Source organism: Mycobacterium scrofulaceum (assembly GCF_002086735.1).
In the GTDB taxonomy this organism is placed as follows: Bacteria; Actinomycetota; Actinomycetes; order Mycobacteriales; family Mycobacteriaceae; genus Mycobacterium; species Mycobacterium scrofulaceum.
This window is the reverse complement of the sequence record NZ_MVIJ01000017.1, coordinates 71,785-94,018: the sequence shown is the minus strand read 5'-3', so window position 1 is coordinate 94,018 and position 22,234 is coordinate 71,785. Positions and strand designations below refer to the sequence as shown.

At 65.9% G+C, this 22,234-nt stretch carries 23 protein-coding genes; 13 read left to right on the top strand and 10 right to left on the bottom strand.

The window, feature by feature from the left end; genetic code table 11:
* Positions 1–209 precede the first annotated feature (209 nt).
* Positions 210–1,613, top strand: a complete 1,404-nt coding sequence (locus BST44_RS13565) for a tyrosine-type recombinase/integrase (RefSeq protein ID WP_083177641.1) — start codon at positions 210–212, stop codon at positions 1,611–1,613.
* Positions 1,614–1,625: 12 nt separating this feature from the next.
* On the opposite strand, the gene BST44_RS29565 is transcribed toward BST44_RS13565, so the two are convergent.
* The 3 genes from BST44_RS29565 to BST44_RS13550 all read right to left on the bottom strand — a co-directional run bounded on the left by BST44_RS29565 (position 1,626) and on the right by BST44_RS13550 (position 5,575).
* Entirely contained in the window at positions 1,626–3,653 is a 2,028-nt protein-coding gene (locus tag BST44_RS29565) for an NACHT domain-containing protein (RefSeq protein WP_142274481.1), read from the bottom strand.
* A 257-nt stretch (positions 3,654–3,910) separates the two neighbouring features.
* Positions 3,911–4,366, bottom strand: a complete 456-nt coding sequence (locus BST44_RS30100) for a Het-E N-terminal domain-containing protein (protein WP_023900268.1) — start codon at positions 4,364–4,366, stop codon at positions 3,911–3,913.
* Between the two features lie 309 nt (positions 4,367–4,675).
* The gene (locus tag BST44_RS13550) at positions 4,676–5,575 is read right to left on the bottom strand and encodes a class I SAM-dependent methyltransferase (RefSeq protein ID WP_083177627.1); all 900 of its coding nucleotides are present in this window, start codon (positions 5,573–5,575) and stop codon (positions 4,676–4,678) included.
* Between the two features lie 91 nt (positions 5,576–5,666).
* Here BST44_RS13550 and BST44_RS13545 point away from each other — a divergent pair, with 91 nt between their 5' ends.
* Genes BST44_RS13545 through BST44_RS13535 form a run of 3 tightly spaced genes read left to right on the top strand, consistent with a single transcriptional unit; the run spans position 5,667 to position 6,817 of the window.
* The gene (locus tag BST44_RS13545; RefSeq protein ID WP_083177626.1) at positions 5,667–6,167 is read left to right on the top strand and encodes a nucleoside deaminase; all 501 of its coding nucleotides are present in this window, start codon (positions 5,667–5,669) and stop codon (positions 6,165–6,167) included.
* A 46-nt stretch (positions 6,168–6,213) separates the two neighbouring features.
* Complete coding sequence (locus tag BST44_RS13540) at positions 6,214–6,603, top strand: ArsR/SmtB family transcription factor (RefSeq protein ID WP_083177625.1); 390 nt, start codon at positions 6,214–6,216, stop codon at positions 6,601–6,603.
* Positions 6,604–6,616: 13 nt separating this feature from the next.
* Entirely contained in the window at positions 6,617–6,817 is a 201-nt protein-coding gene (locus tag BST44_RS13535; protein WP_083177624.1) for a zinc transporter Slc39a7, read from the top strand.
* Between the two features lie 6 nt (positions 6,818–6,823).
* Here BST44_RS13535 and BST44_RS13530 read toward each other — a convergent pair whose 3' ends face one another.
* Positions 6,824–7,873, bottom strand: a complete 1,050-nt coding sequence (locus BST44_RS13530) for an oxygenase MpaB family protein (RefSeq protein ID WP_083177623.1) — start codon at positions 7,871–7,873, stop codon at positions 6,824–6,826.
* 67 nt (positions 7,874–7,940) lie between these two features.
* Between BST44_RS13530 and BST44_RS13525 the strand changes: the two genes are divergently transcribed.
* The 5 genes from BST44_RS13525 (at position 7,941) to phoU (ending at position 13,837) form a co-directional block, all read left to right on the top strand.
* Positions 7,941–8,546 (top strand): TetR/AcrR family transcriptional regulator, encoded by a 606-nt coding sequence (locus BST44_RS13525; RefSeq protein WP_083177622.1) that lies wholly within the window; start codon positions 7,941–7,943, stop codon positions 8,544–8,546.
* 177 nt (positions 8,547–8,723) lie between these two features.
* A complete protein-coding gene (locus tag BST44_RS13520) occupies positions 8,724–9,746 on the top strand; it encodes an acyl-ACP desaturase (protein WP_083177621.1) in 1,023 nt (340 codons plus the stop codon).
* Between the two features lie 5 nt (positions 9,747–9,751).
* Complete coding sequence (dusB, locus tag BST44_RS13515; protein WP_083177620.1) at positions 9,752–10,885, top strand: tRNA dihydrouridine synthase DusB; 1,134 nt, start codon at positions 9,752–9,754, stop codon at positions 10,883–10,885.
* A 225-nt stretch (positions 10,886–11,110) separates the two neighbouring features.
* Complete coding sequence (locus BST44_RS13510; protein WP_083177619.1) at positions 11,111–13,111, top strand: LCP family protein; 2,001 nt, start codon at positions 11,111–11,113, stop codon at positions 13,109–13,111.
* A 57-nt stretch (positions 13,112–13,168) separates the two neighbouring features.
* Positions 13,169–13,837, top strand: coding sequence for a phosphate signaling complex protein PhoU (phoU, locus tag BST44_RS13505; protein ID WP_083177618.1), 669 nt, complete (start codon positions 13,169–13,171; stop codon positions 13,835–13,837).
* 16 nt (positions 13,838–13,853) lie between these two features.
* Here phoU and pstB read toward each other — a convergent pair whose 3' ends face one another.
* From pstB to BST44_RS13475, 6 genes are all read right to left on the bottom strand, one after another.
* Positions 13,854–14,630, bottom strand: coding sequence for a phosphate ABC transporter ATP-binding protein PstB (pstB, locus tag BST44_RS13500; RefSeq protein WP_007166324.1), 777 nt, complete (start codon positions 14,628–14,630; stop codon positions 13,854–13,856).
* A 13-nt stretch (positions 14,631–14,643) separates the two neighbouring features.
* Positions 14,644–15,558 (bottom strand): phosphate ABC transporter permease PstA, encoded by a 915-nt coding sequence (gene pstA, locus BST44_RS13495; protein WP_083177640.1) that lies wholly within the window; start codon positions 15,556–15,558, stop codon positions 14,644–14,646.
* Positions 15,555–16,586, bottom strand: coding sequence for a phosphate ABC transporter permease subunit PstC (gene pstC / locus BST44_RS13490; RefSeq protein ID WP_083177617.1), 1,032 nt, complete (start codon positions 16,584–16,586; stop codon positions 15,555–15,557). Before pstC ends, pstA begins: the two co-directional genes overlap by 4 nt.
* Before the next feature lie 46 nt (positions 16,587–16,632).
* A complete protein-coding gene (gene pstS, locus BST44_RS13485) occupies positions 16,633–17,760 on the bottom strand; it encodes a phosphate ABC transporter substrate-binding protein PstS (RefSeq protein ID WP_083177616.1) in 1,128 nt (375 codons plus the stop codon).
* Between the two features lie 166 nt (positions 17,761–17,926).
* Positions 17,927–18,838: a mycothiol synthase gene (gene mshD, locus BST44_RS13480; protein ID WP_083177615.1), complete on the bottom strand. Its 912-nt coding sequence runs from the start codon at positions 18,836–18,838 to the stop codon at positions 17,927–17,929.
* On the bottom strand, positions 18,835–19,611 hold the full coding sequence (locus tag BST44_RS13475) for a winged helix-turn-helix transcriptional regulator (protein ID WP_083177614.1): 777 nt from the start codon (positions 19,609–19,611) through the stop codon (positions 18,835–18,837). Before BST44_RS13475 ends, mshD begins: the two co-directional genes overlap by 4 nt.
* A gap of 175 nt (positions 19,612–19,786) precedes the next feature.
* Here BST44_RS13475 and lmeA point away from each other — a divergent pair, with 175 nt between their 5' ends.
* The 4 genes from lmeA (at position 19,787) to BST44_RS13460 (ending at position 22,234) form a co-directional block, all read left to right on the top strand.
* A complete protein-coding gene (gene lmeA, locus BST44_RS13470) occupies positions 19,787–20,599 on the top strand; it encodes a mannan chain length control protein LmeA (RefSeq protein ID WP_083177613.1) in 813 nt (270 codons plus the stop codon).
* A 14-nt stretch (positions 20,600–20,613) separates the two neighbouring features.
* Positions 20,614–20,778 (top strand): Ms5788A family Cys-rich leader peptide, encoded by a 165-nt coding sequence (locus BST44_RS31525; RefSeq protein ID WP_369332977.1) that lies wholly within the window; start codon positions 20,614–20,616, stop codon positions 20,776–20,778.
* A gap of 107 nt (positions 20,779–20,885) precedes the next feature.
* Positions 20,886–21,356 carry a DUF4395 domain-containing protein gene (locus BST44_RS13465; RefSeq protein ID WP_083177612.1) on the top strand — a complete coding sequence of 157 codons (471 nt, stop codon included), beginning with the start codon at positions 20,886–20,888 and terminating at the stop codon, positions 21,354–21,356.
* 35 nt (positions 21,357–21,391) lie between these two features.
* Positions 21,392–22,234, top strand: a complete 843-nt coding sequence (locus BST44_RS13460; RefSeq protein ID WP_083177611.1) for a sulfurtransferase — start codon at positions 21,392–21,394, stop codon at positions 22,232–22,234.

The window sequence follows — 22,234 nt, the reverse complement described above, 5'->3', positions numbered from 1 at the left end:
CCGAATGACCCTAACCCGTTGCCCGTTGGCACCACGGGGACCGTACTGCGCGTACTCGACTCGGGCAGACAGGCTGATGTGGATTGCGACAACGGACGCACGCTTCTGCTTCTACTCGAAGTAGACCCGTATCAAGTCATCGGGAGAGCACCACGGCCAGAGCCGACATGCAACGGGATGGCCACCAACGGCCAGGAAGAGGTGGAGTGATGGCGTATCTGAGGAAGCGCACGACCGGCAAGCTCGACAAGTACGGCAATCCGACGACCAGCTATCAGGTGGTCTGGCGTGAGCCCGTGCGCGATGAGTTCGGGGCACCGACCGGCAAGACAAGGCAGACGTCCGAGACGTTCGACACCGAGCGTAAGGCGAAGGCACGCCTGAGGAAGGTGGAGGATGCCTTAGACGGCGCGAAGGGTATCGATCCCAGCAGCGTCAAGGCGAAGGCGAACACGCCGCTGGGCACCTATGCCCGGCAGTACCTGAACAGCCTCGTGGGGCAGATGGAGCCGACGACCATCGAAGGCTACGAGAAGCTGTACCGCACGCACATCGCGCCGGTGTTCGGTAGCAAGCCTGTCGCGGCCATCACCGCTGCAGATGTCGACAGCTTTCGGGCAAGACTTTTCGCCCCGCATGAGCGGCGCAGCTTTGTCACGCGAGGGAAGGCCGATCCGAGCCGCCCCGCCTCCCCCGCCCCGGTTGTGCACCGCAGCCCGAAGACGGTCAAGCACATCGTCGGAACGCTTAGACGGATACTCGATGTGGCCGTACGGGACGGTGCCTTGACATCCAACCCGGTGCTTCCTGGCCCGCGTCGAACCACTAAGCGCAGGACCGCCACAGGTACACAGCCGTTCGCACATCACCCGCTGACCGCCAATCAGGTAGCGGCGGTGCATGAATGGATCGCTCGCGAGAAGGGTAACGCGGTGTACGCGCTGGCCGTGCTGTTCGCGGCGCATACCGGAGTCCGGGCCGCAGAGCTCCAGGGTCTGCAGGTTGGCGATGTGTCGCTATCGGATATCCCCGGAACGGTCGGCAGTATCCGGATTGTCCGCACCATGAAGCGGGCAAGGCCTGAGGGCTCAGAGGCAACCGCTCCGCTTGAGTGGGTCGAAGGCACGCCGAAAAGCGACGCCTCAACGGATCGAGTAGTGCCTCTCGCGCCGTGGCTGACCGACGAGCTACGCGACCACCTGACTAAGGTTCACCCGTTCGCCGGCAAGCTGCGCGACACCAACGGCAAGAGGCATCACATACCGCACGCGCCGCTATTTCCTGGTCGGCGCAGCCGCTCGGCGTTTGACTGGGCTAAGCCAGTGGTGGCCGACAACCTGTACGACAACTACCTTCAGCCCGCCTGCGCGGCACTCGGCCTAGGATCCGTACGGTTCCACGACTTGCGGCATACGTTCGCCACCATGAACCTGAGCGCCGGGGAGCACTACATGCAGGTGTCGAAGTGGCTGGGACACTCCAGTTTCGTACTGACGCTATCGACCTACGCCGACTACATCACCGAAGACGAACTGGTGGCGCCGAAGGTAGGCCGGGGAACAGCAGGCGCCAGCACCAAAATTGTTCCGTTGAAGCGTCGTTCGGCGGGATGAATAACCCACCGTCTACTCTGTCCTGTCGTTCGGCTTCAGGCCGGACACCCACTTCAGGTTCTTGAGATCGTCCCATAGCCAACCTACCGCGATGTGCGTGGCTGGCTTCTTGTCGATGATGTCGAATCGACCTGTGGAGATCGAGAACGAATCCGAGAATGGTTTCAGGCCAGGCGTGTTAGCGATGTACTCAAAGTACGCATCACCAAAAGCTTGCTTGTCGTCTCGGATTTCGGCTGACCGCGTCTCATCGTTGATCGTGATGTTCACTGCGTTGTTGCCGTGCCGCTGACCGTTCGGGAGCGGCGTCCCAATCGGTCGGAGAAGCCAACGGATTCCTGGTTCGGCAGGTCCTAATGAGAACGGTCCACCGCTACCCGAACCCCCGTAGGACATATCAGCATAATACTCGAAAGGCATCATTCCCTTGTGTGCCAACGTATCTCCGAAGTTTGGCGCAACACTATCGCAAAGCTCGATGTAGCACTGGATCGCGGCTTCGATGACGGCGCGGACTCGTTTCGCCACGGATTCCAGCGAGAACCCGGGCCAGCCATTCCGACCCGGCATAACGTCAGGCAGCGGGTAGATACTGCCATATAAGCCGCGACCGATGTCGTCGAGATCCGTTGGGTCAGTTACATTCCTTCGCCGAAGATCTTCCACCTCGCGCCGCACAACACCGTCATGTTGGCTGGCTATGCGGATGGCGACCGACGTTAGACACTCGCTTAGGTCGCCCGCCAAGATGTTTCGCGCAGCAGCCCACACCCAGTTCCGCGAAGCGGGCATTGCGGCTGTTTCGATAGAGAACCAACGGTTGGTGGATACCTCAACCGATGCGTCAATTAGTGGCGGAAGGGGGTTATCTGGGACCTGGTTCGATATGAGCCATGTAGTGCTGACCCTCTCACCGCCGTATTCGAGCCCAAGGGAGAAGTGCTCCAACGAGTCGAGGCCGGTAGTTGCAAAAGGTGTGAAGGCCGCGGACAGTGGCCCTAGACCGTCGAGCATCGCCTCAAGTGCAAACCGCAGGCGGTAACCCATCTGCTGCTGGGAATCTGACGAATCTTCCCTGTATCGGTTTAGTCCTGCGCTTTCAGTCTCGTTGATGATCCATCCAATTGCCCCAGGGTTCCAACGCGCGATGCGCGCCATCACTGGATCTACTCGTGATGGTTCACCAGACGCGAGCACTATTGACAGCACGTACTTCCATCGGTCGAACGACGGCAGGTCCACCAGAATGTCGTCCAGTGAAACAGCCTCTTCGAGCACGGCCCGCGAAGCAAACCACTGCTCGAAGGTTGCCAACGAGAATGACAAACCGTGCGCTGTCGTTGTCAGGAACGGCGAATCTCGAAGCTTGGAAGCCACATCGAAGTCAACAAAGCTCTCGGGGTCGACGGGACGTGCAGTCGTTGTTGTTCGGATGGCCAATTGCCGTAGGTGGGGATAAAGGTCCTTGTCCTCCCTCCCAACGACCTTGCGGACAACACCCTCAATGACTTCCGTCATCGTGGTGAGTTCGCCCGAACTGGCCTGCTGTCCGATCAATAAGGCGAACAGAGGCCGTTCAAGAGCTTCCTCGATTTCAGGTCGCAGGTCGCCGACCTGTGCTGTACCGGCCACCAAGCTCACCAGTTTCCGACCATAAGACTTCGGCATTGGGTCGACTCGGATCACCACGCTGTCGCGAACATTGTGTGTTGCACGGGATGTCAGGACAACGCGCGAACGCGGCCACCGTCGTGTAAGCGAATCCGCGTAGCCAATGGTCCTTTCGGCACGGTCTGCGCGTTGGTCTAGGCCGTCGATGACGATATCTGCGCCGACAGTTTCCAGCGCCAGTACACCGACTTCGCGCTGGAGGTGGACCTCTAGCGAGGACTCGAGGTCGTCTATGGCAACCCAAACCGGTAACGGAGCATCGGGATCGCTCTGCGCCAACTCTGCCGCACTACGAATCCAGCCCTCGGCTATGTCCGACTTGCCAGTTCCCAATGCGCCTGTCAGAACGATGAATTGACCGCTCGACAACCCTCTCAACTGGTGAGGTACCTGAGGTAGGAGGTGCTGAATCCGCGCAACCTGAGCTTCGTCGAGACCCGCACCAGCCCGTCGCCGTTCGATCCGTGAATCCGAATCTTCTAAAGCCCGAGCAAGGTACGCGTCCCGCCCCATCGTTTCGTAGACCGATGGATTGCCCAGAGTGACGTTGAGATCACGGCCAACAGTGTTACCGCTTAGATGCACTAACGGCGCGGCAGCAGAACCTTCAGATGCTGCCGCGCCCGCTAAGGGGTGGCCGGTGGTCCCGTCTGGCCCGACGACACACCGCTGATATCGATAGCCCCGGCGACCTTTGCATCGCGAACGCGAACTCCCCCACCGGTCGATTGCACATTCTGGATACGAAGCGCTTCCGCTTCGATCCTCTCCAGGTCGACCCCAATTGGTTCTCCCGCCTGGGGATTGTCCGCGCGGACGGCTTCGATGACCGCCTTCGCCGCAGCCAAGAGGTCCGCGTCCTGCTCTGCGCCTGCATCCTTCAGGTCTTCTTCCAGCGAGGCCCGCTTCGCTTCGGAGCTTGGCTTGTTCTCGACGCCGGTGGGGTCGACGCCCTTGTAGCGGTCCGTAATGAGCCGCTTGAGCCCGGCGTAGGTGTCCTTGACGGCAGCCGCCACCGTCTCCCGTACGCCTTCCTGCGCTCCGAGAGCAACAGCTGCAACAACAATTGTGAGCGGGTCCACGCATCGATCGTGCCATAGGCCCATGACAGTGCCTGCCAATTTCAGCGCGGCGCGGCGGACTTGTCAGCAGCGTGTCAGCAGACTTTCCGCGACGTGCCGAACAGGGCGAACGCGCGACACAGCACCTGCTAGACCGTGACTACCCTTTCTGCCCAGTTCAGAAGCGCTTTCTGTGGCCGCTGCGGGATCACTGCCGGACAATGCAGCGACGGCAAGTGCGTTCCACCTAGCGGCTTTTAATCCGCAGGTCCTAGGTTCGAGTCCTAGTGGGGGCACCAAAGCGTTTCGGCTGCGACGGGATGGCTGCTGCTATCCGCCGAGCACCGCGCGGCTGTAGGTCACATCGGCAAAGGCCTGCGCGACCTCGTCGTCGGCATAGGCGAAGCCGTTGGCGGCGTGCAGTTCGGCCACGGTCTGCGATGAGGTCTGCCAGCCGCGCTGGCTCAGGTGGTCGACGATGTGGCTGCGCTCGCCGTGGTAGACGAGGTCGTTGAAGTCGACTTCGAACCCGAGTTCGCTCATCCGGTCGTGGTGCGCGCGCCAGCGCGGATCGGCGAAAACGGCGGTGTCGGGTACGAAGTCGAAGGCCAGGCGGCTGCCCGGCGCGCTCAAGGCGGTGATGTTGTCGAACAACCCGTCCTGGGCGGTCTCCGGCAGATACACCAGCAGCCCTTCGGCGCTCCACGCCGACGGTGCCTGCGGATCGAATCCCGCGTCGCGCAGCGCGGTGGCCCAGTCGTCGCGCAGGTCGACCGCGACGGTGCGCCGTTCGGCGGTCGGCTCGGCGCCGAGGCCCTCGAGGGTCAGGGTCTTGAACTCGATCACCTCCGGCATGTCGACCTCGTAGACCACGGTGCCCGCCGGCCACGCCAGGCGGTAGGCACGGGCGTCAAGCCCCGACGCGAGGATCACCGCCTGGCCAATGCCGCTCCGCGCCGCCTCCAGGAAGAAGTCGTCGTAAAACCTGGTGCGGCAAGCCATCCCCCGCGCCATGCGGTGCGGATCGAACTCGGAGGTGCCGCCCGCCGGGATCTCGCCGTTCACCAGCCGGACGTAGACCTCGATCCCGACGGCGCGCACGAGCGGGGCCGCGTACGGGTCGTCGATCAACTTCGCGTCCGAGGACAGGGCGCGCTGGGCGGCGACCATCGTCGCCGTCGCGCCCACGCTCGTCGCCAGGTCCCAGCGATCACGGTCGGTGCGCGCCATGCTGCTCCTCATCCCGATCCCGAAATCAAATAGACAATCTAGTCACTATCACAGCGCCGATCCCGCCCTCCGCGGGACTACCCTCCGACCTGTGACCGACTTCGCCCAGCGGACCATCGACCTCGCCCGCCACAACGTCGCCGACGGCGGCCGCCCGTTCGCGACCGTGATCGTCCAGGACGGCGAGGTACTCGCGGAGAGCGCCAACAAAGTGGCGCAGACGAACGACCCGACCGCCCATGCGGAGATCCTGGCCATCCGCGAGGCGTGCATGAAGCTGGGCACCGAGCACCTGGTCGACAGCACGATCTACGTGATGGCCCATCCCTGCCCGATGTGCCTGGGCTCGCTGTACTACTGCTCACCGAAGGAAGTCATCTTCCTGATCACACGCGAGGCCTACGAGCAGTACTACCTCGACGACCGCAAGTATTTCGAGGTGTCCACCTTTTACGACGAATTCGCCAAGCGCTGGGACCAGCGGCGCCTGCCGATGCGCTACCAGCCTCAGGACGGCGCGGTGGACGTCTACCGGCTTTGGAACGAGCGCAACGGTGGCCAGCGCCGGTCCACGGTCGTCCCGGCTCCCTAGAAAGCGCCCGTTGCCGGCAGCCCCGGGCCTTGACTAGTATTTGCGTATGCATGCAGATAATAGCCCAGGCCGGTTGCCGGACGACCAGGCCAACCTGGTCGTGGAGGTCTTCCGCATGCTGGCCGACGCCACTCGCGTCCAGGTGCTGTGGTCGCTGACCGACCGCGAAATGTCGGTCAATGAGCTCGCCGAGCACGTGGGCAAGCCGGCACCCTCGGTCTCTCAACACCTGGCGAAGCTGCGAATGGCGCGACTGGTTCGCACCCGCCGGGAGGGCACCACCATTTTCTACAGCCTCGAGAACGACCACGTGCGACAGCTCGTCATGGACGCCGTCTTCAACGCCGAGCACGCCGGTCCGGGCGTGCCCGGTCACCACCGCAAGGCGGCGGGCGGCCTGAAAGCCGTCGGCGATCGACACAGCGCATCTACCTGAGGAGACGACAACAATGACCGCGCAGCACACCCACGACGCGCCCCACGCGCACGACCACGAGCACGGCGACGTCAGCCACGCGCACGCCCACACCGCCCACGAACACGAGCACGTTCAGCACGAACACGCCCACAGCCACGGCGACGGCACCGAGCACAGCCACCAGCACGTGCACCAGGCCGGCCTGGAGGACGTCCACGGTCACGCCCACTAGAGGGCGCTAAACCTTGGGGCAGTAGTGGCTCGGATCGCCCCGGCGGTCCGGCGGCGGCAGGTTGCGCACCGGCGTCTGCGGCAGCGGCGCGTCGGCGGGGATGCGGCCGGATGCGCGGTCGAGGCCGGCGCGGGCCCTCGGGTGCTTGCGGTACCTGGGCGGCACGAACGCAAAGATCAGCCGCACCAGGCTGCCGAAGCGCCGGTGCAGCCACTCGTCGCGATCGGTCCACTCAAAGCCCAACCGCTCGCGAACGGCGGGGTGATACAGGCCGACCGTGAGCCAGACGAAGAACGGCCGCGACAGCCTGGTCAGGCCGCCCCACAGCCAGTCCGGAAGCCAGGGAGCGATCGGCAGCTCGTCATATATCGTCAGGTCGAGAACCGCACGCGTCGCGTAATTGTCCTCTAATACGTTGCGACACATGTGATCCCAGTAGACCTGGAACTCTTCCCAGGTCTTGGGCACCGGACGCATGCTCATGCCGTACATCCGGTACCACTGAATGTGTTCGTCGAAGAGTTGGCGCTTGTCGGCCTCGGTCAAACCGCCGCCGAACCGTTCGGCCACCAGGATTGTGCCCATGAAGAACGTGGAGTGTGCCCAATAGAAGACATCGGGGTTCAGCGCGTGGTACCGACGCCCTTGGTCATCGACGCCCTTGATGTCGGTGTGGTAGTCGCGGACTTCGGCGCCCGTCGTCGGAGCACGGTCGCCGTCGAAGACCACCCCGCCGATCGGGTACAGCGACCGCATCACCCGCGGCAAGGGCTCCCGGAAGAACGTCGAGTGTTGCTCCACCGCGGCGCCCAACTGCGGGTGCATGTTCTGCATGGATCCCGCGAACGGGCCCTGCAGCATGCCGCGCCAATCCCCGAAGTACCGCCACGTCAGTGACTCAGGGCCCAGCGGCGTGGGTGGCGCGTCGTAACCGAGTGGTGACACCGGGCAGCCACCGGCCACCCCGACCGAATCGTTTGCCGTGGGCGGGGCGGCCGTATCGCCGTCTGCTTCATCGCTGGTCGGCGGGCGGGGTGCGGACGTATGTTGAGTCACTATTGGATTCCTGTGGGTATCTGCAAAACTGACTACATGCGTTGTCATTTTTCAGCTTAGGAGCGATGTGCAGTCCGGTCAACGACGGGGCCGTTGGACCGGCGTCCCCTTGGGGGATCGCCTCGCCCTCCGCCGCGACAACCTGATCGCCGCCGGTGTGCAACTGCTCGGCGGCGACGGCCGACCGGCGTTGACCGTGCGCGCCGTCTGCCGCAAAGCCGCGCTGACCGAACGCTACTTCTACGAAAGCTTCGCCGACCGCGACGAGTTCGTGCGCGCCGTCTACGACGACGTCTGTACGCGCGCGATGACCACGCTCACCTCGGCGAATACTCCGCGGGAAGCCGTCGAAAAGTTCGTCGAGCTGATGGTCGACGACCCGGTCCGCGGGCGCGTGCTGCTGCTGGCGCCGGCGGTCGAGCCGGTATTGACCCGGTCGGGCGCGGAATGGATGCCCAACTTCATCGCCCTGCTGCAGCGGAAGCTGTCCCGCATCGGTGACCCGGTGCTGCAGAAGATGATCGCCACCAGCCTGATCGGCGGCCTGTCGAGCCTGTTCACCGCGTACCTGAACGGGCAGCTCGGGGCGAGTCGCAAGCAATTCATCGACTACTGCGTCAACATGCTCTACATCACCGCGGCGCCATACGTGCCCACCCCGGATCTGGGCTAGCTGAGCGGCTGTTTAGCGACCGCGGTACGGCGGCAAACCTGAGGGTTGGGTGCCGCGTCCGGGCCGCCCCGAAGGTGAAACCGAACCGTTATACGGCGCGCGGCCAGGCAGCTTGATGCTACTGAAGTACACAGATATATTGACTGCTACCCGTCGACACAGATAACTGGAGGCCGTATGTCAGCCGAGCTGACAAACCTACAGCTGCTGCACGAGCTCGAGCCGGTGGTTGAGAAATGCCTCAACCGGCACGAGAGCATGCACAAGGACTGGAACCCACACGACTACATCCCGTGGTCGGACGGCAAGAACTTCTACGCGCTGGGCGGGCAGGACTGGCACCCCGAGGAGAGCAAGCTCTCCGACCTCGCCCAAGTGGCGATGGTGCAGAACCTGATGACGGAAGACAACCTGCCGTCATACCACCGCGAGATCGCGATGAACTTCGGCTTGGATGGCCCGTGGGGCCAATGGGTCAACCGGTGGACCGCCGAGGAGAACCGGCACGGGATCGCGCTGCGCGACTACCTGGTGGTGACCCGCGCGGTCGACCCGGTCGAACTGGAGAAGCTGCGTATCGAGGTGGTCAACCGGGGCTTCAGCCCGGGCCAGAACCAACAGGTGCGGGCCGATCTGTTCGCCGAGAGCCTGTTCGACTCGGTGATCTACGTGACGTTCCAGGAGCTCGCGACCAGGATCTCGCACCGCAACACCGGGAAAGCCTGCAACGAGACCATCGCCGACCAGCTGCTGGCCAAGATCTCGGCCGACGAGAACCTGCACATGATCTTCTACCGCGATGTCAGCGAGGCCGGGTTTGAGATCGCGCCCAATCAGGCGATGAAAGAGCTGCACAAGGTGTTGCGCAACTTCCAGATGCCGGGCTACCAGGTTCCCGAGTTCCGGCGCAAGGCCGTGTTCATCGCCGTCGGGGGCGTCTACGACCCCCGCATCCACCTCGACGATGTCGTGATGCCGGTGCTGAAGAAGTGGCGCATCTTCGAGCGTGATGATTTCACCGGCGAGGCGGCCGCGATGCGCGACGACCTCGCCCTACTGATCAAAGAACTCGAGCAGGCCTGCGACAAGTTCGAGATATCCAAGCAGCGCCAACTGGATCGTGAAGCGCGCACCGGCAAGAAGACGACCGCATTCGAGCTGCACCAGACCGCCGGCAAGCTTGCGATGAGCCGCCGGTAGCGGTCTTGCGCATCGGTCCACTCACGCTCGCCAGCCCGGTCGTGCTGGCCCCGATGGCGGGCGTGACCAACGTTGCATTTCGCACGCTGTGCCGTGAGCTGGAGCGGTCGAAGGTCGGCACGGTCAGCGGTCTCTACGTCTGCGAGATGGTCACGGCGCGCGCACTCGTCGAGCGGCACCCGGTCACCATGCACATGACAACGTTTGCCCCGGACGAATCTCCGCGCTCGTTGCAGCTCTACACGGTCGATCCGGCGACCACCTACGCCGCCGCCAAGATGATCGTCGACGAGGGCCTGGCCGATCACATCGACATGAATTTCGGTTGTCCGGTACCCAAAGTCACCAAGCGCGGCGGCGGGGCGGCGCTGCCGTACAAGCGACGGTTGTTCGGGCAGATCGTCGCGGCGGCGGTGCGCGCCACCGAAGGCGCCCGCATCCCGGTGACGGTCAAGTTCCGCGTCGGCATCGACGACGAGCATCACACGCACCTGGATGCCGGCCGGATCGCCGAATCGGAGGGCGCCGCCGCGGTGGCGCTGCACGCCCGCACGGCGGCGCAGCGCTACTCCGGAACCGCCGATTGGGAGCAGATCGCCCTGCTCAAGCAGCACGTGCGGACGATTCCGGTGCTGGGCAACGGCGACATCTACGACGCCAGCGACGCGCTGACGATGATGGCCACCACCGGGTGCGACGGCGTCGTGATCGGCCGCGGCTGCCTGGGGCGACCTTGGCTTTTCGCCGAGCTCTCCGCCGCGTTCACCGACAGCCCGGCCCCCGCCCCGCCCACGTTGGGCGAGGTGGCCGACATCGTCCGCCGGCACGGACAATTGCTGGCGGCGCACTTCGGCGAGGACAAGGGCATGCGCGACATCCGCAAGCACATCGGCTGGTATCTGCACGGGTTTCCGGCCGGCTCGGAGCTGCGCCGGGCGCTGGCGATGGTCAAGACGCTCGACGAACTCGACTCTCTGCTAAGCCAATTGGACGTCACCGTCCCCTTCCCCGACGCCGCGAGCGGTCCCCGGGGACGGCAGGGCTCACCCGCCCGGGTCGCGCTGCCGGAAGGCTGGCTGACCGACCCGGACGACTGCAGCGTGCCGGCGGGCGCCGATGTGATGCACTCCGGCGGCTGATCGACCGCTCGAAATCGCGTCCGGACCGATAACTCAGTACGATGTGGGCCTTGCTCGCATTTGCGCGTTCCAACGGTGGATCGGTAACGCGCCCCCGCCCGAGCGCGACAAAGGAGTGCGACCCACGGGTGGCACCACCCGCAGCGCCCATAACGCCAGGCGCTGAGGCGACATCGCGCACGGACACTTTGATATCCGCATCAGAGCTTCGGAGGCCGGTAGGACATGAGTGACGCCGAGGGCGACGCCACTCCCGACGCTCGGCGCTCGGCGCTGGGAGCCGCCCCATGGGAGCGGTTCTCGGAGCCGCCGTCCGACTACAGCCTCCACCTTTGGCAGAGCGACACCGCCGTCGAACCCGCGCCGCCTCGGGTAGCCGGCGACGAAGGATCGGGATGCCACACGGGGGGCGGGGTGAGCGTCGCCGACCTGATCGCGAAGCTCGGAGCCCCCTCAACGGGCCGGTCCAGTCACCGCCGCGCAGAACCGGACGTCGGCGCCGCCGAGCCCGGCTCCGGGCTGCCGGTGGAGCTGCAGCAAACCCAGGTGATCGAGGACCTGGCCTACTCCCTCGACATGGTGTCGGAGCTGCCCGACCTGGGGGCAACTGCTGGGGAGGCCGTCGGCGCCGACGAGCGCAGACCCGGGCACCGCCGCCGCCCGGTGCTGCTAGCCGCGCGCTCGGTGGCGGCGCTGCTCGCCGTTCTCGCCGTGGCCATGACCGGTGGGGCGTGGCAATGGAGCACGTCGAAGAATGCCCGGCTCAACACCGTCAGCGCCCTTGACCAGGGATCGGATGACATTCGCGACCGCAACGGACAGTACGGCGACGAAGACTTCCTGATCGTCGGCATGGACTCGCGCGCCGGTGACAACGCCAACATGGGCGCCGGTGACACCGAAGACGCGGGCGGCGCCCGGTCGGACACCGTGATGCTGGTCAACATCCCGGCCAACCGCAAGCGCGTGGTCGCAGTGTCGTTCCCCCGCGACCTGGCGATCACCCCGATCCAGTGCGAGGCGTGGAACCCGGACACCGGCAAGTACGGGCCCCTCTACGACGCGAAGACCAAGACCTGGGGTCCGAAGATGGTCTACACCGAGACCAAACTGAACTCGGCGTTTGCGTTCGGCGGCCCCAAATGCCTGGTGAAGGAAATCCAGAAGCTCTCCGGTTTGAGCATCAATCGCTTCATCGCCGTCGATTTCGCCGGGTTCGCCAAGATGGTCGACGCCCTGGGCGGTGTCGAGGTGTGCTCGAAATCCGCGCTGCACGACTACGAGCTGGGCACGGTGCTCGACCACGGCGGCCGCCAGGTGTTGGACGGCCCGACCGCCCTGAACTATGTGCGGGCCCGCCAGGTCACCACCGAGACCAACGGGGACTACGGCCGGATCAAACGCCAGCAGTTGTTCCTGTCGTCGTTGCTGCGCTCGTTGATCTCCGAGGACACGTTGCTCGACCTGAACAAGCTCAACAACGTCGTCAACATGTTCATCAGCGACACCGTCGTCGACAACGTCCAGTCGAAAGACTTGATCCAACTCGGCCAGTCGCTGCAGGGGATGGCGGCCGGCCACGTCACGTTCGTCACCGTCCCGACCGGCATAACCGACCAGAACGGCGACGAACCGCCGCGCATGGCCGACATGCGGGCGCTGTTCGACGCCATCATCAACGACGACCCGCTGCCCGAGGAAAACGACCAGAACGCACAGAATCTGGGAACCTCCGACCAGAAGTCGGATCAGACGAAGGCGCCCGCCACCAAGAAGACGCCGGCCCCCACCGCCGCCCCGGAGGCTCGCCACGAACAGGTGACCACGACCACGCCCGGCGACGTCACGGTGCGCGTCTCCAACGCGACGACCCAGAGCGGCCTGGCGGCCACCGCGACCAGCCAGCTGAAACGGGACGGCTTCAACGTGATGACGCCCGATGACTATCCGAGTGCGGTGAACACGACGACCGTGCTGTTCTCGCCCGGCAACGAGCAGGCCGCGGCGACCGTGGCGTCCTCCTTCGCCAACGCCAAGGTGCAGCGGGTTTCCGGCTACGGCCAAGTCGTCCAGGTGGTGCTCGGGCCCGACTTCAAGTCGGTCGCCACTCCCCAGCCGAGTGGCTCGTCGATCAGCCTGCAGATCGAACGCGGTTCCGGCAGCGCCCCGGCGAAGCTGCCCGAGGACCTGACGGTGACCAACGCGGCCGACACCACCTGCGAGTAAGCGCTTTTGGCGGCGCTCCGCCACCCTTTTCGCCGGCGAGAACGTAGGCTTGGCCCTATGCGGACCGCCTATCATGAGCAGCTCTCGGAGCTGTCCGAGCGGCTGGGCGAGATGTGCGGGCTGGCCGGCATCGCCATGGAGCGGGCCACGCAGGCCCTGCTGCAGGCCGATCTGGTGCTGGCCGAACAAGTGATTTCCGACCACGAGAAGATCGCCACGCTGAGCGCCCAAGCCGAGGAAAGCGCCTTCGTGCTGCTGGCCTTGCAGGCACCGGTCGCCGGTGACCTGAGGTCCATCGTGAGCGCGATTCAGATGGTGGCCGACATCGACCGGATGGGCGCGCTGGCTCTGCACGTCGCGAAGATCGCCCGCCGGCGGCATCCCCAGCACGCGTTGCCCGAAGAGGTCAACGGCTACTTCGCCGAAATGGGCCGTGTCGCAGTCGAGTTGGGCAACAGCGCGCAAGAGGTGGTGATGTCGCGCGACCCGGAGAAAGCCGCCCGGATCCGCGAAGAGGACGACGCGATGGACGATTTGCATCGCCACCTGTTCTCGGTGTTGATGGACCGCGAATGGAAGTACGGTGTGGCGGCCGCCGTCGACGTGACCCTGCTGGGCCGGTTCTACGAGCGCTTCGCCGACCACGCCGTCGAAGTGGCCAGGCGCGTCATCTTCCAGGCGACCGGCAAGCTGCCCGAAGAGGAAACGAAACCCGCCTCGCAGTAAGCGAACCGCGTGCGGGCTAGCCGAACCGGCCCGAGATGTAGTCCTCCGTCGCCTTCTGGCTGGGGTTGGAGAAGATCTTCTCGGTGTCGTCGACCTCGATCAACCGCCCCGGCTTCCCGACGGCTTCCAGGTTGAAGAACGCGGTGTAGTCGCTGACCCGCGCCGCCTGTTGCATGTTGTGGGTGACGATGACGATGGTGTAGTCCTGCTTGAGCTCGCTGATCAGCTCCTCGATGGCCATCGTCGAAATCGGGTCCAGCGCCGAGCAGGGCTCGTCCATGAGCAGCACGTCCGGTTGCACGGCGATCGCCCGCGCGATGCACAAGCGCTGCTGCTGACCCCCGGACAACCCGCCGCCCGGCCTGTCCAACCGGTCCTTGACCTCATCCCACAGGTTCGCGCCCCGCAGCGAGTATTCAGCGGTCTCGTCGAGCAGCTTGCGGTTGCGTACGCCCTGCAGCTTCAGACCGGCCACCACGTTGTCACGAATCGACATGGCCGGGAACGGGTTCGGCCGCTGAAACACCATCCCGATCGCGCGGCGCACGCCAACCGGGTCGACGCCGGCGCCGTAGATGTCCTCGTCGTCGAGCAGCACGCTGCCCTCCACCCGGCCGCCGGGGACCACCTCGTGCATCCGGTTGAGCGTGCGCAGCACCGTCGTCTTGCCGCAGCCCGACGGGCCGATGAACGCCGTCACGCTGCGGGGGAGGATCGACAGCGTCACATCCCCTACCGCGTGGAACGAACCGTAGTAGATGTTGACGGCTTTGAGGTCCAACCGCTTGGCCACTTACTGCTCCTGCCTATGACGTTTTCGCGCCAAGAAACTTCGCTATCACTCGGGCCCCGATGTTGATGGTGGCGATCACCAGGATGAGGGTTAGGGCGGCACCCCACAACCGATCCGTGGGGACCGGGTTCACGCCGGCGCCGGCGCTGGTCTGGTTGTACATCATGCCGGGCAGCGTCCCCATGAATCCACTGAAGATGTCGAAGTTCATAGATTGGGCGTAGCCGACGAGGATCAGCAGCGGGGCCATCTCCCCCATCACCCTGGCCACCGCCAGCATGATGCCCGTGATGATGCCCGAGATCCCGGCCGGAAGCACGACCCTGACGATCGTCTTCCACTTCGGGATGCCCAGCGCGTAACTGGCCTCACGGAGATCCACCGGCACGATCCGCAGCATCTCCTCGGTGGCCCGCACGATCACCGGAAGCATCAACAGGACCAGCGCCAGCGAGACCGCCAACTCGGACCGGGGAAGCCCCAACGTCGTCACGAACAGCGCGTAGACGAACAAGGCCGCCACGATCGAGGGCACTCCGGCCAGGATGTCCACCATGAACGTGGCCAGCCTGCCCAGCAGGGTGCCGCCACCGTATTCGGCGAGATAGATGGCGAGCATGAGGCCGATCGGGATGGAGATCAGCGCGCATACCAATCCTTGCAACACCGTGCCGACGATGGCGTGGTACGCGCCGCCGCCCGCCACGAAACCCGTCATGCCGGCCTGCGAGTGCGTCCACCACACGGTCGACGTGACCGCCTTGAATCCCTTGGCGATCACCGAGTACATCACCATGAGCAAGGGCGTCACCGCGATCACCGTCGACAGCGAAACCAGCCCCATCGCAAGGTGATCGGCGGTCCGGCGGCGCCGGCTGGGCCTCGACAAGGTGCGCGGCTTCAGTGGGCGGTCCAGCATCGAGGTCATCGGGTGCCCCATCGCGTCCCGGCGGCGGCACCGCGGGCCAGCGCGTCGACCAGGAATGTGAGCACGAAAAGCGCCAGCCCCGCGGCGATGTATGCGCCCGCCTTGTATTGATCGTTGAACTGCGCCGCGGCCCCCGCGATTTTGGTCGCGACCGTGGAACCGCCGTCGAACAGCGACCAGCCAAACGCCGCCTGCGTCCCCCGCAAGATGATCAGCAGCGCGACCGTCTCGCCCATCGCGCGCCCGAGGCCCAGCACTGCCGCGCTGATGTATCCCGACCGGCCGAACGGCAGCACGATCGTCTTCACCACTTCCCAACGCGTGGCGCCGAGCGAAAGCGCCGCCTCGACCTGCTCCTGCGGTGTCTGGATGAACACCTCGCGGGTGACCGCGGTGATGATCGGCAGGATCATCACCGCCAGGACGACACCCCCGGTGAAGATGGTGCCGCCACCGGCCACCGACGCGTTGCCGTCGGCGAACAGGAAGCACCAGCCCATGGAACGGTTCAGCCAGGTCGCGACGGGCCGCAGCTGCGGCGCCAGCACATACAGGCCCCACGCGCCATAGATGATCGAGGGGACCCCGGCCAGCAGATCGACGGCGTAGGCCAGTGGGCCGGCCGCGCGCCGCGACGAGTACTGGGTGATGAAGATCGCGACGCCCAGCGCGACCGGCATCGCCAGGACCAACGCGAACGCCGACACGAACACGGTGATCTTCAGCAGGTCGGAGATGCCGAAGTGCAATGCCGACGTGTCGGTGGTGACCCAGTTCCCGCCGTAGGTGAAGAAGTTCTCGCGATTGCGCTTCAAGGCGGGGACCGCCTGCAGCAGCAGGAATCCGCCGATCGCCCCGATCACGGCCACGATCAACACGCCCGATCCGTGGGCGAGCCAGCGGAAGGCCCGATCCCCGACATGAGGGCGTGCATGCCCCCACGGGTTGATCGGTATCAGCGGCGACTCGGGAAAGGGCGCGGCAACGGTCGCGCCCGAGCCGGCATCGTTCGGGTTTGGCGTGGTCACTGTGGTCCCGGCACAGTTTGTCGCTCCTTATGCCCGGGCGGCTTGGTTACTGCAGGGCGTTGATTGCCGCAACAAGTCGCTCTTTGACCTTATCGGGCAGCGGCACATAGCCGGCGGATGCAAGATCGGTCTGCCCGCTGCCGGCCGCCACCGTCAGGAACGACTTGATCGCGGCGGCGGTATCGGAATCGGAGCCCTTGGAGCACACGATCTCGTACGTCGCCAGCACCAGCGGGTAGGCACCCGGGTCCTGGGAGGTGTACACCGGGTTGAGGTCAAGCACCAAGTCGTTGCCGTCGGCCATGAAGTTGGCGGCCTTGACGGCCTGTCCGGCCGTCTCGTTGGTGAGCGGGACTACCACGCCCTTGTTGGTGGCGATTCGGGCGTAGGGCATGCCGCCCTGGTCGGCAAAGCCCTTCTCGACGTACCCGATGGCTCCCGGGGTGGCCCGCACGGCCTGGACAACCCCGGCCGACTTCGCGGCCCCCTCGCCGACCCCGCCCTGGAATTCGGTGCCCACGCCCTTGATCCAGCTCTGCGGTGCCGCAGCCGTGAGATATTTCTGCACGTTGTCGGTGGTGCCCGACGAGTCCGTCCGGTAGATCGGCGTGATCCTGGTGCCGGGCAGCGCGACGCCGGGATTGAGGGCCGCCAGGATCGGGTCATTCCACGCCGTGATCCTCCCGCTGAAGATCTTGGCCAGCGCGTCACTGCTGACCACCAGCGCCGGCACCTCGGCCAAGTGGTAAACCAGTGCGATCGGCCCGAAGACCAGTGGCAAGTCCCACGCCGGGTTGCCGTCGCAGCGCGCGGCGCCCGGACCGATCTGGTCGGCGGCCAGCGGAGAGTCGGCGCCCGCGAAGTCGACGTGGCCGGCGATGAACTGCTCACGGCCGGCCCCGGAACCCGTGGGGTTGTATGCCACGCTCTTACCCGGGCAATACCGGCCCCAGACCTGGTTGAACAGCGCCATCGCGTTCTGCTGAGCCGTCGAGCCTTCAGCCGTCAGTTTGTTCTTGCCGCCGCATCCCGCCGTGCCGGTCGGCCCGGACACGGCTGCCGGCGACCCGCCGCGGCGGTTCTGATCGCTGCCACAACCGGTCAACGCGCCGCTGACGACGACCAGCGCCAAAGCCAGCGCGGCCAGCGCCCTTCCTCCCCTGTGCAGCCTCACCGATCTCGCTTCCTTGACGCGTCCGGACCCGCGTGTGCACCGCCGGCCATCTCTCAAAAGGTTGCCAGGTCGCGGCGAAAATATGTTCCGATGCAGGCCGCGGCGACGTTTCTGCTGGCAAGTAGAGGTGAAAGGCGGGGGCCCGGACCCGCTGTCTGCACGTTTGTCAGCCGGAAGCGAGGGCGTAGGCGGTGTCGACGCTGTGGGTACTGAAGCCCAAGCGCTGATAGGTGCGCACCGCCGCGAGGTTGTCCGACTCCACGTAGAGCAGCACCGTCGGTTCGGCCGAGTCCGCCAGCCGGCGCGCCAACGACTCGATGCCGACGGCCGTCAGCATCTTCCCCAAGCCCCGGCCCTGCGCCGACGGGTCGACGCCCACGACGTAGACCTCCCCGAGGCCGGGTTGGTCGGGATGCACCTTCGTCCAGTGGAAGCCGAGCAGTCTGCCCGGCTGGTCGGCTTCGGACGCGTCGAACGCGAGGAACAACCCGGCCGGGTCGAACCATGGTTCATCGCGACGCTCGGCCAGTTCGACCCCGGTCCACCCGCCCTGTTCGGGGTGCCCGGCGAAGGCGGCGTTGTTGACGCGCAGCAGCTCCGCGTCGTCGGCGGTGCCCGCGTAGGTGCGGATCTGTACGCCGGGCACGGGGCGGGCCAGGTCATCGGCGCCTCGCAGCGTCCGGCGCATCTGCAGCAGCTCGCGCGCCGGGACCAAGCCCAGTGCGGACGCGGTGGCCCGGGCCGGCTCGAGAGTGCCGTGCGCCCAGAACCGGTTGCGCCCGGTGGTCTCGGTGAGCGCCGCACGCGCCAACGCCGTCCCGAAACCACGCCGCCGCGCCCGTGGATGCACCACGAGTTCCGCCATCGGGGCATCCGCGTCGCGCGAGAGATTGAGGTAGCCGACTACCCCGTCGGCCTCGCTGATGAGCAGATGCCCGGTGCGGTCGTGCGCGAGTTCGCGCAGCACCTGTTCACCGACGGGGGCCACCCGATCGAATTCCGTTGTTGCCGTGACCAACTCGCGCACTTGCCGCCGCTCGTCCGCGGTCAGCGTCGAGCGCCAAACCGGCGCGGTCACTGACTGCGCAACGGGTCGCCCAGCGGCTCTTGCAGATCTTCGGAGTCGGACCCGACGTCCTCGGCGGCCTCGTCGTCAGCGGGGCCCGAGATCGGCGCCCGGCCGCGGGCCGGCCGGACGGCCTTGTACCCGACGTTACGGACGGTGCCGATCAATGCCTCGTATTCGGGTCCGAGTTTGGCGCGCAGTCGACGCACGTGCACATCGACGGTGCGCGTGCCGCCGAAGAAGTCGTATCCCCACACCTCGTGCAGCAATTGCGCGCGGGTGAACACGCGCCCGGCGTGCTGCGCCAGGTACTTGAGCAACTCGAACTCTTTGTAGGTCAGGTCTAGCGGGCGGCCGCGCAGCCGCGCGGTGTAGGTGCCCTCGTCGATCACCAGCTCGCCCAGGCTGACCTTGCCGGCGCTCTCCTGGTCCGCGAGGCCGCCCCGGCGACCGATCACCAGCCGCAGCCTCGCGTCGATCTCGGCGGGCCCGGTGCTCGGCAGCAGGATCTCGTCCAGCCCCCAGTCGGCGCTGACCGCCACCAGGCCACCCTCGCTGACGACGGCCAGGACCGGGACCGACCGCCCCGCCGTGCTGAGCAGGCGGCAAAGACCGCGCGCCGACGACAGGTCGGTGCGCGCGTCCACGAGCACCGCGTCCGCCGTCCCGGCCTCGAGCAACGACGACGGTTCGGCCGGAGCCGTCCGGACGGTGTGGGGCAGCAGCGACAACGACGGCAGGACCGGGTCGGGATGCAGCTCCGAGGTCAGCAGTAATAGCTCCAACTAGCCCCTCCAGCTCGGGGGAACGGCATCTTCACAATTCGCAACGCCACGACGCGTTAGTTGCCAGGCCACCTAACGATAACTTGCCACCTGCCATTTTTGCGTGGTGACGAAGCAGTGTGAGCCCCGCCACGCGGGCGGTCGGCCGCCCCACGGGCAGGGGTTACGCGACAATGTGCGGGTGCGCAAGATGCTGATCGCGGTGGCGGCCGCGGTGATCGCCATGGCCGTGCTGGCGCTCGGTGCGGTGGCCGTCGACTATGGAAGCAGCATCTACGCCGAATACCGGCTGTCCAGCAGCGTCCGGAAAGTGGCCGGCCTGAAGTCCGACCCGTTCGTGGCCATCGTGGCGTTTCCGTTCATCCCCCAGGCGATGCGTGACCACTACAACCAGCTGGAGATCAAGGCCAACGCCGTCGACCATGCGACGGTCGGCAAGGCCACCCTGGAAGCCACGATGTATTCCGTCGATCTGAGCCAGTCCTCCTGGCTGATCGGGCCCGATGCCAAGCTGCCGGTGGGCAAATTGGAGAGCCGGATCATCATCGACTCGACACACCTGGGCCGCTACATGGGGATCAGCGACCTGATGGTGGAGGCCCCTCCGAGGGAGACCAACACCGCCACCGGCGGTGTCACCGCGTCGGGCATCTCCGGCAGCCACGGGCTGGTGTTCAGCGGCACCCCGCACTCGGCCAACTTCGAGCACCGGGTCAGCGTCTCCGTGGACCTCTCCATCGCCCCGGACGACCAGGCGACCCTGGTGATCACCCCGACCGGCGTTCTGACCGGCGCGGACACCGCGGACCAGGCCGTTCCGGACGACAGGCGGGAGGCGGTGCTGCACGCCTTCGCCACCAGGGTGCCCGACCAGCGGCTCCCGTTCGGGGTGGCACCCAAGACCGAGGGGGCGCGCGGCTCCGACGTCATCATCGAGGGCATCAGCTACGGCGTGACCGTCGACCTGGATCGCTTCAAGCAGTCGTAACCCGGCCGCCGCCCGTGCCCGCCGGCCGCGCGGCAACCGCCGCCGGATTTGATCGCTCTCCGTCGTTCGGTAAGCTTGCCGACGTGCTAGCCCGCCTTGAGCCTCTGCTCACGCAACGCCGCGCAGTCGATCTGTGCCGCGTCGCGGGCTGTTGCTGTCGCTGTTGCTGTAGCTGCTGAGTTGCCGCGCGCTTTCGCGTAAGCACTCGGAGCAGCCCCGGAACGTCACCGAGGCAAGTCTCCCGTCGTTCGTTCCCCAGGCAACAGGCGTACCCAGGAGTAGTACCGTGCCGAGCAGCAACATCACCACCCAGCCAGACACCGTCGACGTGCGCGGCCCGCGGTTCGCCGCCTGGGTGACCACCGCCGTCCTCGTCAGCACGCTCGCCGTGTCGGTCGCCAGCGCGCCGGCGGCGGCGATCGTCCTGGGCGTGCAGGCCGTCATCTTCGCCGTCGGCGCCGTCGGCGGCCCGCGCAAACACCCGTATGGGCGCGTGTTCGCGCGGGTCGTCGCGCCCCGGCTCTCCCCCGTCCAGGAGCGCGAACCCGTCGCACCGTTGAAATTCGCCCAACTCGTCGGCCTGATCTTCGCGCTTGCGGGTGTGGTCGGGTTCGCCGCGGGCGCCTTCTTGGTCGGCGTCATCGCCACCGGCGCGGCGCTGGTCGCGGCCTTCCTCAACGCCGCCTTCGGCATCTGCCTGGGCTGCCAGCTCTATCCCCTGGTCGCGCGCTTCCGAGGCGCCGCGCGCACCGCATGACCCGCTCATAGCAAGCGATCGAAAGGATCCCCCGCATGGCACGCTCCGACGTCCTGGTCTCCGCGGACTGGGCCGAGAGCAATCTCAGCAATCCTCAGGCCGCCGGTGTCGTCTTCGTCGAAGTCGACGAGGACACCAGCGCATACGACACCGGCCACATCCCCGGCGCGATCAGGCTGGACTGGCGTTCCGATTTGCAGGACCCGGTCAAGCGGGACTTCGTCGACGCGCAGCAATTCTCGAAGCTGCTCAGCGAACGCGGCGTCTCCAACGACGACACCGTGATCCTCTACGGCGGCAACAACAACTGGTTCGCCGCCTACGCCTACTGGTACTTCAAGCTGTACGGCCACGAGAAAGTCAAGCTGCTTGACGGCGGCCGCAAGAAGTGGGAACTCGACGGTCGCACCCTGTCCAGGGACACGGTCAGCCGGCCGGCCACCTCGTACACCGCCGCCGCACCGGACAACAGCATCCGCGCCTTCCGCGACGAGGTCATCGCGGCCATCAACACCAAGAACCTGGTCGACGTGCGCTCGCCCGACGAGTTCTCCGGCAAGATCCTGGCGCCGGCGCACCTGCCGCAGGAGCAGAGCCAACGGCCGGGCCATGTTCCCGGGGCGATCAACGTGCCGTGGAGCAGGGCCGCCAACGAGGACGGGACCTTCAAGTCCGATGAGGAGCTGGCCAAGCTGTACGCCGACGCCGGTCTGGACGGCGCCAGGGAAACGATCGCCTACTGCCGAATCGGCGAGCGTTCGTCGCACACCTGGTTCGTGCTCCGGGAATTACTCGGCCACAGAAACGTCAAGAACTACGACGGAAGTTGGACGGAATACGGCTCCCTGGTGGGTGCCCCGATCGAGTTGGGAAGCTGA

Excerpts from the sequence above, each read along its gene's own strand:
- phoU (WP_083177618.1), top strand. The coding sequence starts at position 13,169 with ATGCGGACCGCCTATCATGAGCAGCTCTCGGAGCTGTCCGAGCGGCTG.
- BST44_RS13460 (WP_083177611.1), top strand. The coding sequence starts at position 21,392 with ATGGCACGCTCCGACGTCCTGGTCTCCGCGGACTGGGCCGAGAGCAAT.
- BST44_RS13510 (WP_083177619.1), top strand. The coding sequence starts at position 11,111 with ATGAGTGACGCCGAGGGCGACGCCACTCCCGACGCTCGGCGCTCGGCG.
- BST44_RS13535 (WP_083177624.1), top strand. The coding sequence starts at position 6,617 with ATGACCGCGCAGCACACCCACGACGCGCCCCACGCGCACGACCACGAG.
- BST44_RS13540 (WP_083177625.1), top strand. The coding sequence starts at position 6,214 with ATGCATGCAGATAATAGCCCAGGCCGGTTGCCGGACGACCAGGCCAAC.
- BST44_RS13520 (WP_083177621.1), top strand. The coding sequence starts at position 8,724 with ATGTCAGCCGAGCTGACAAACCTACAGCTGCTGCACGAGCTCGAGCCG.
- pstA (WP_083177640.1), bottom strand. The coding sequence starts at position 15,558 with ATGACCTCGATGCTGGACCGCCCACTGAAGCCGCGCACCTTGTCGAGG.
- BST44_RS13550 (WP_083177627.1), bottom strand. The coding sequence starts at position 5,575 with ATGGCGCGCACCGACCGTGATCGCTGGGACCTGGCGACGAGCGTGGGC.
- BST44_RS13565 (WP_083177641.1), top strand. The coding sequence starts at position 210 with ATGGCGTATCTGAGGAAGCGCACGACCGGCAAGCTCGACAAGTACGGC.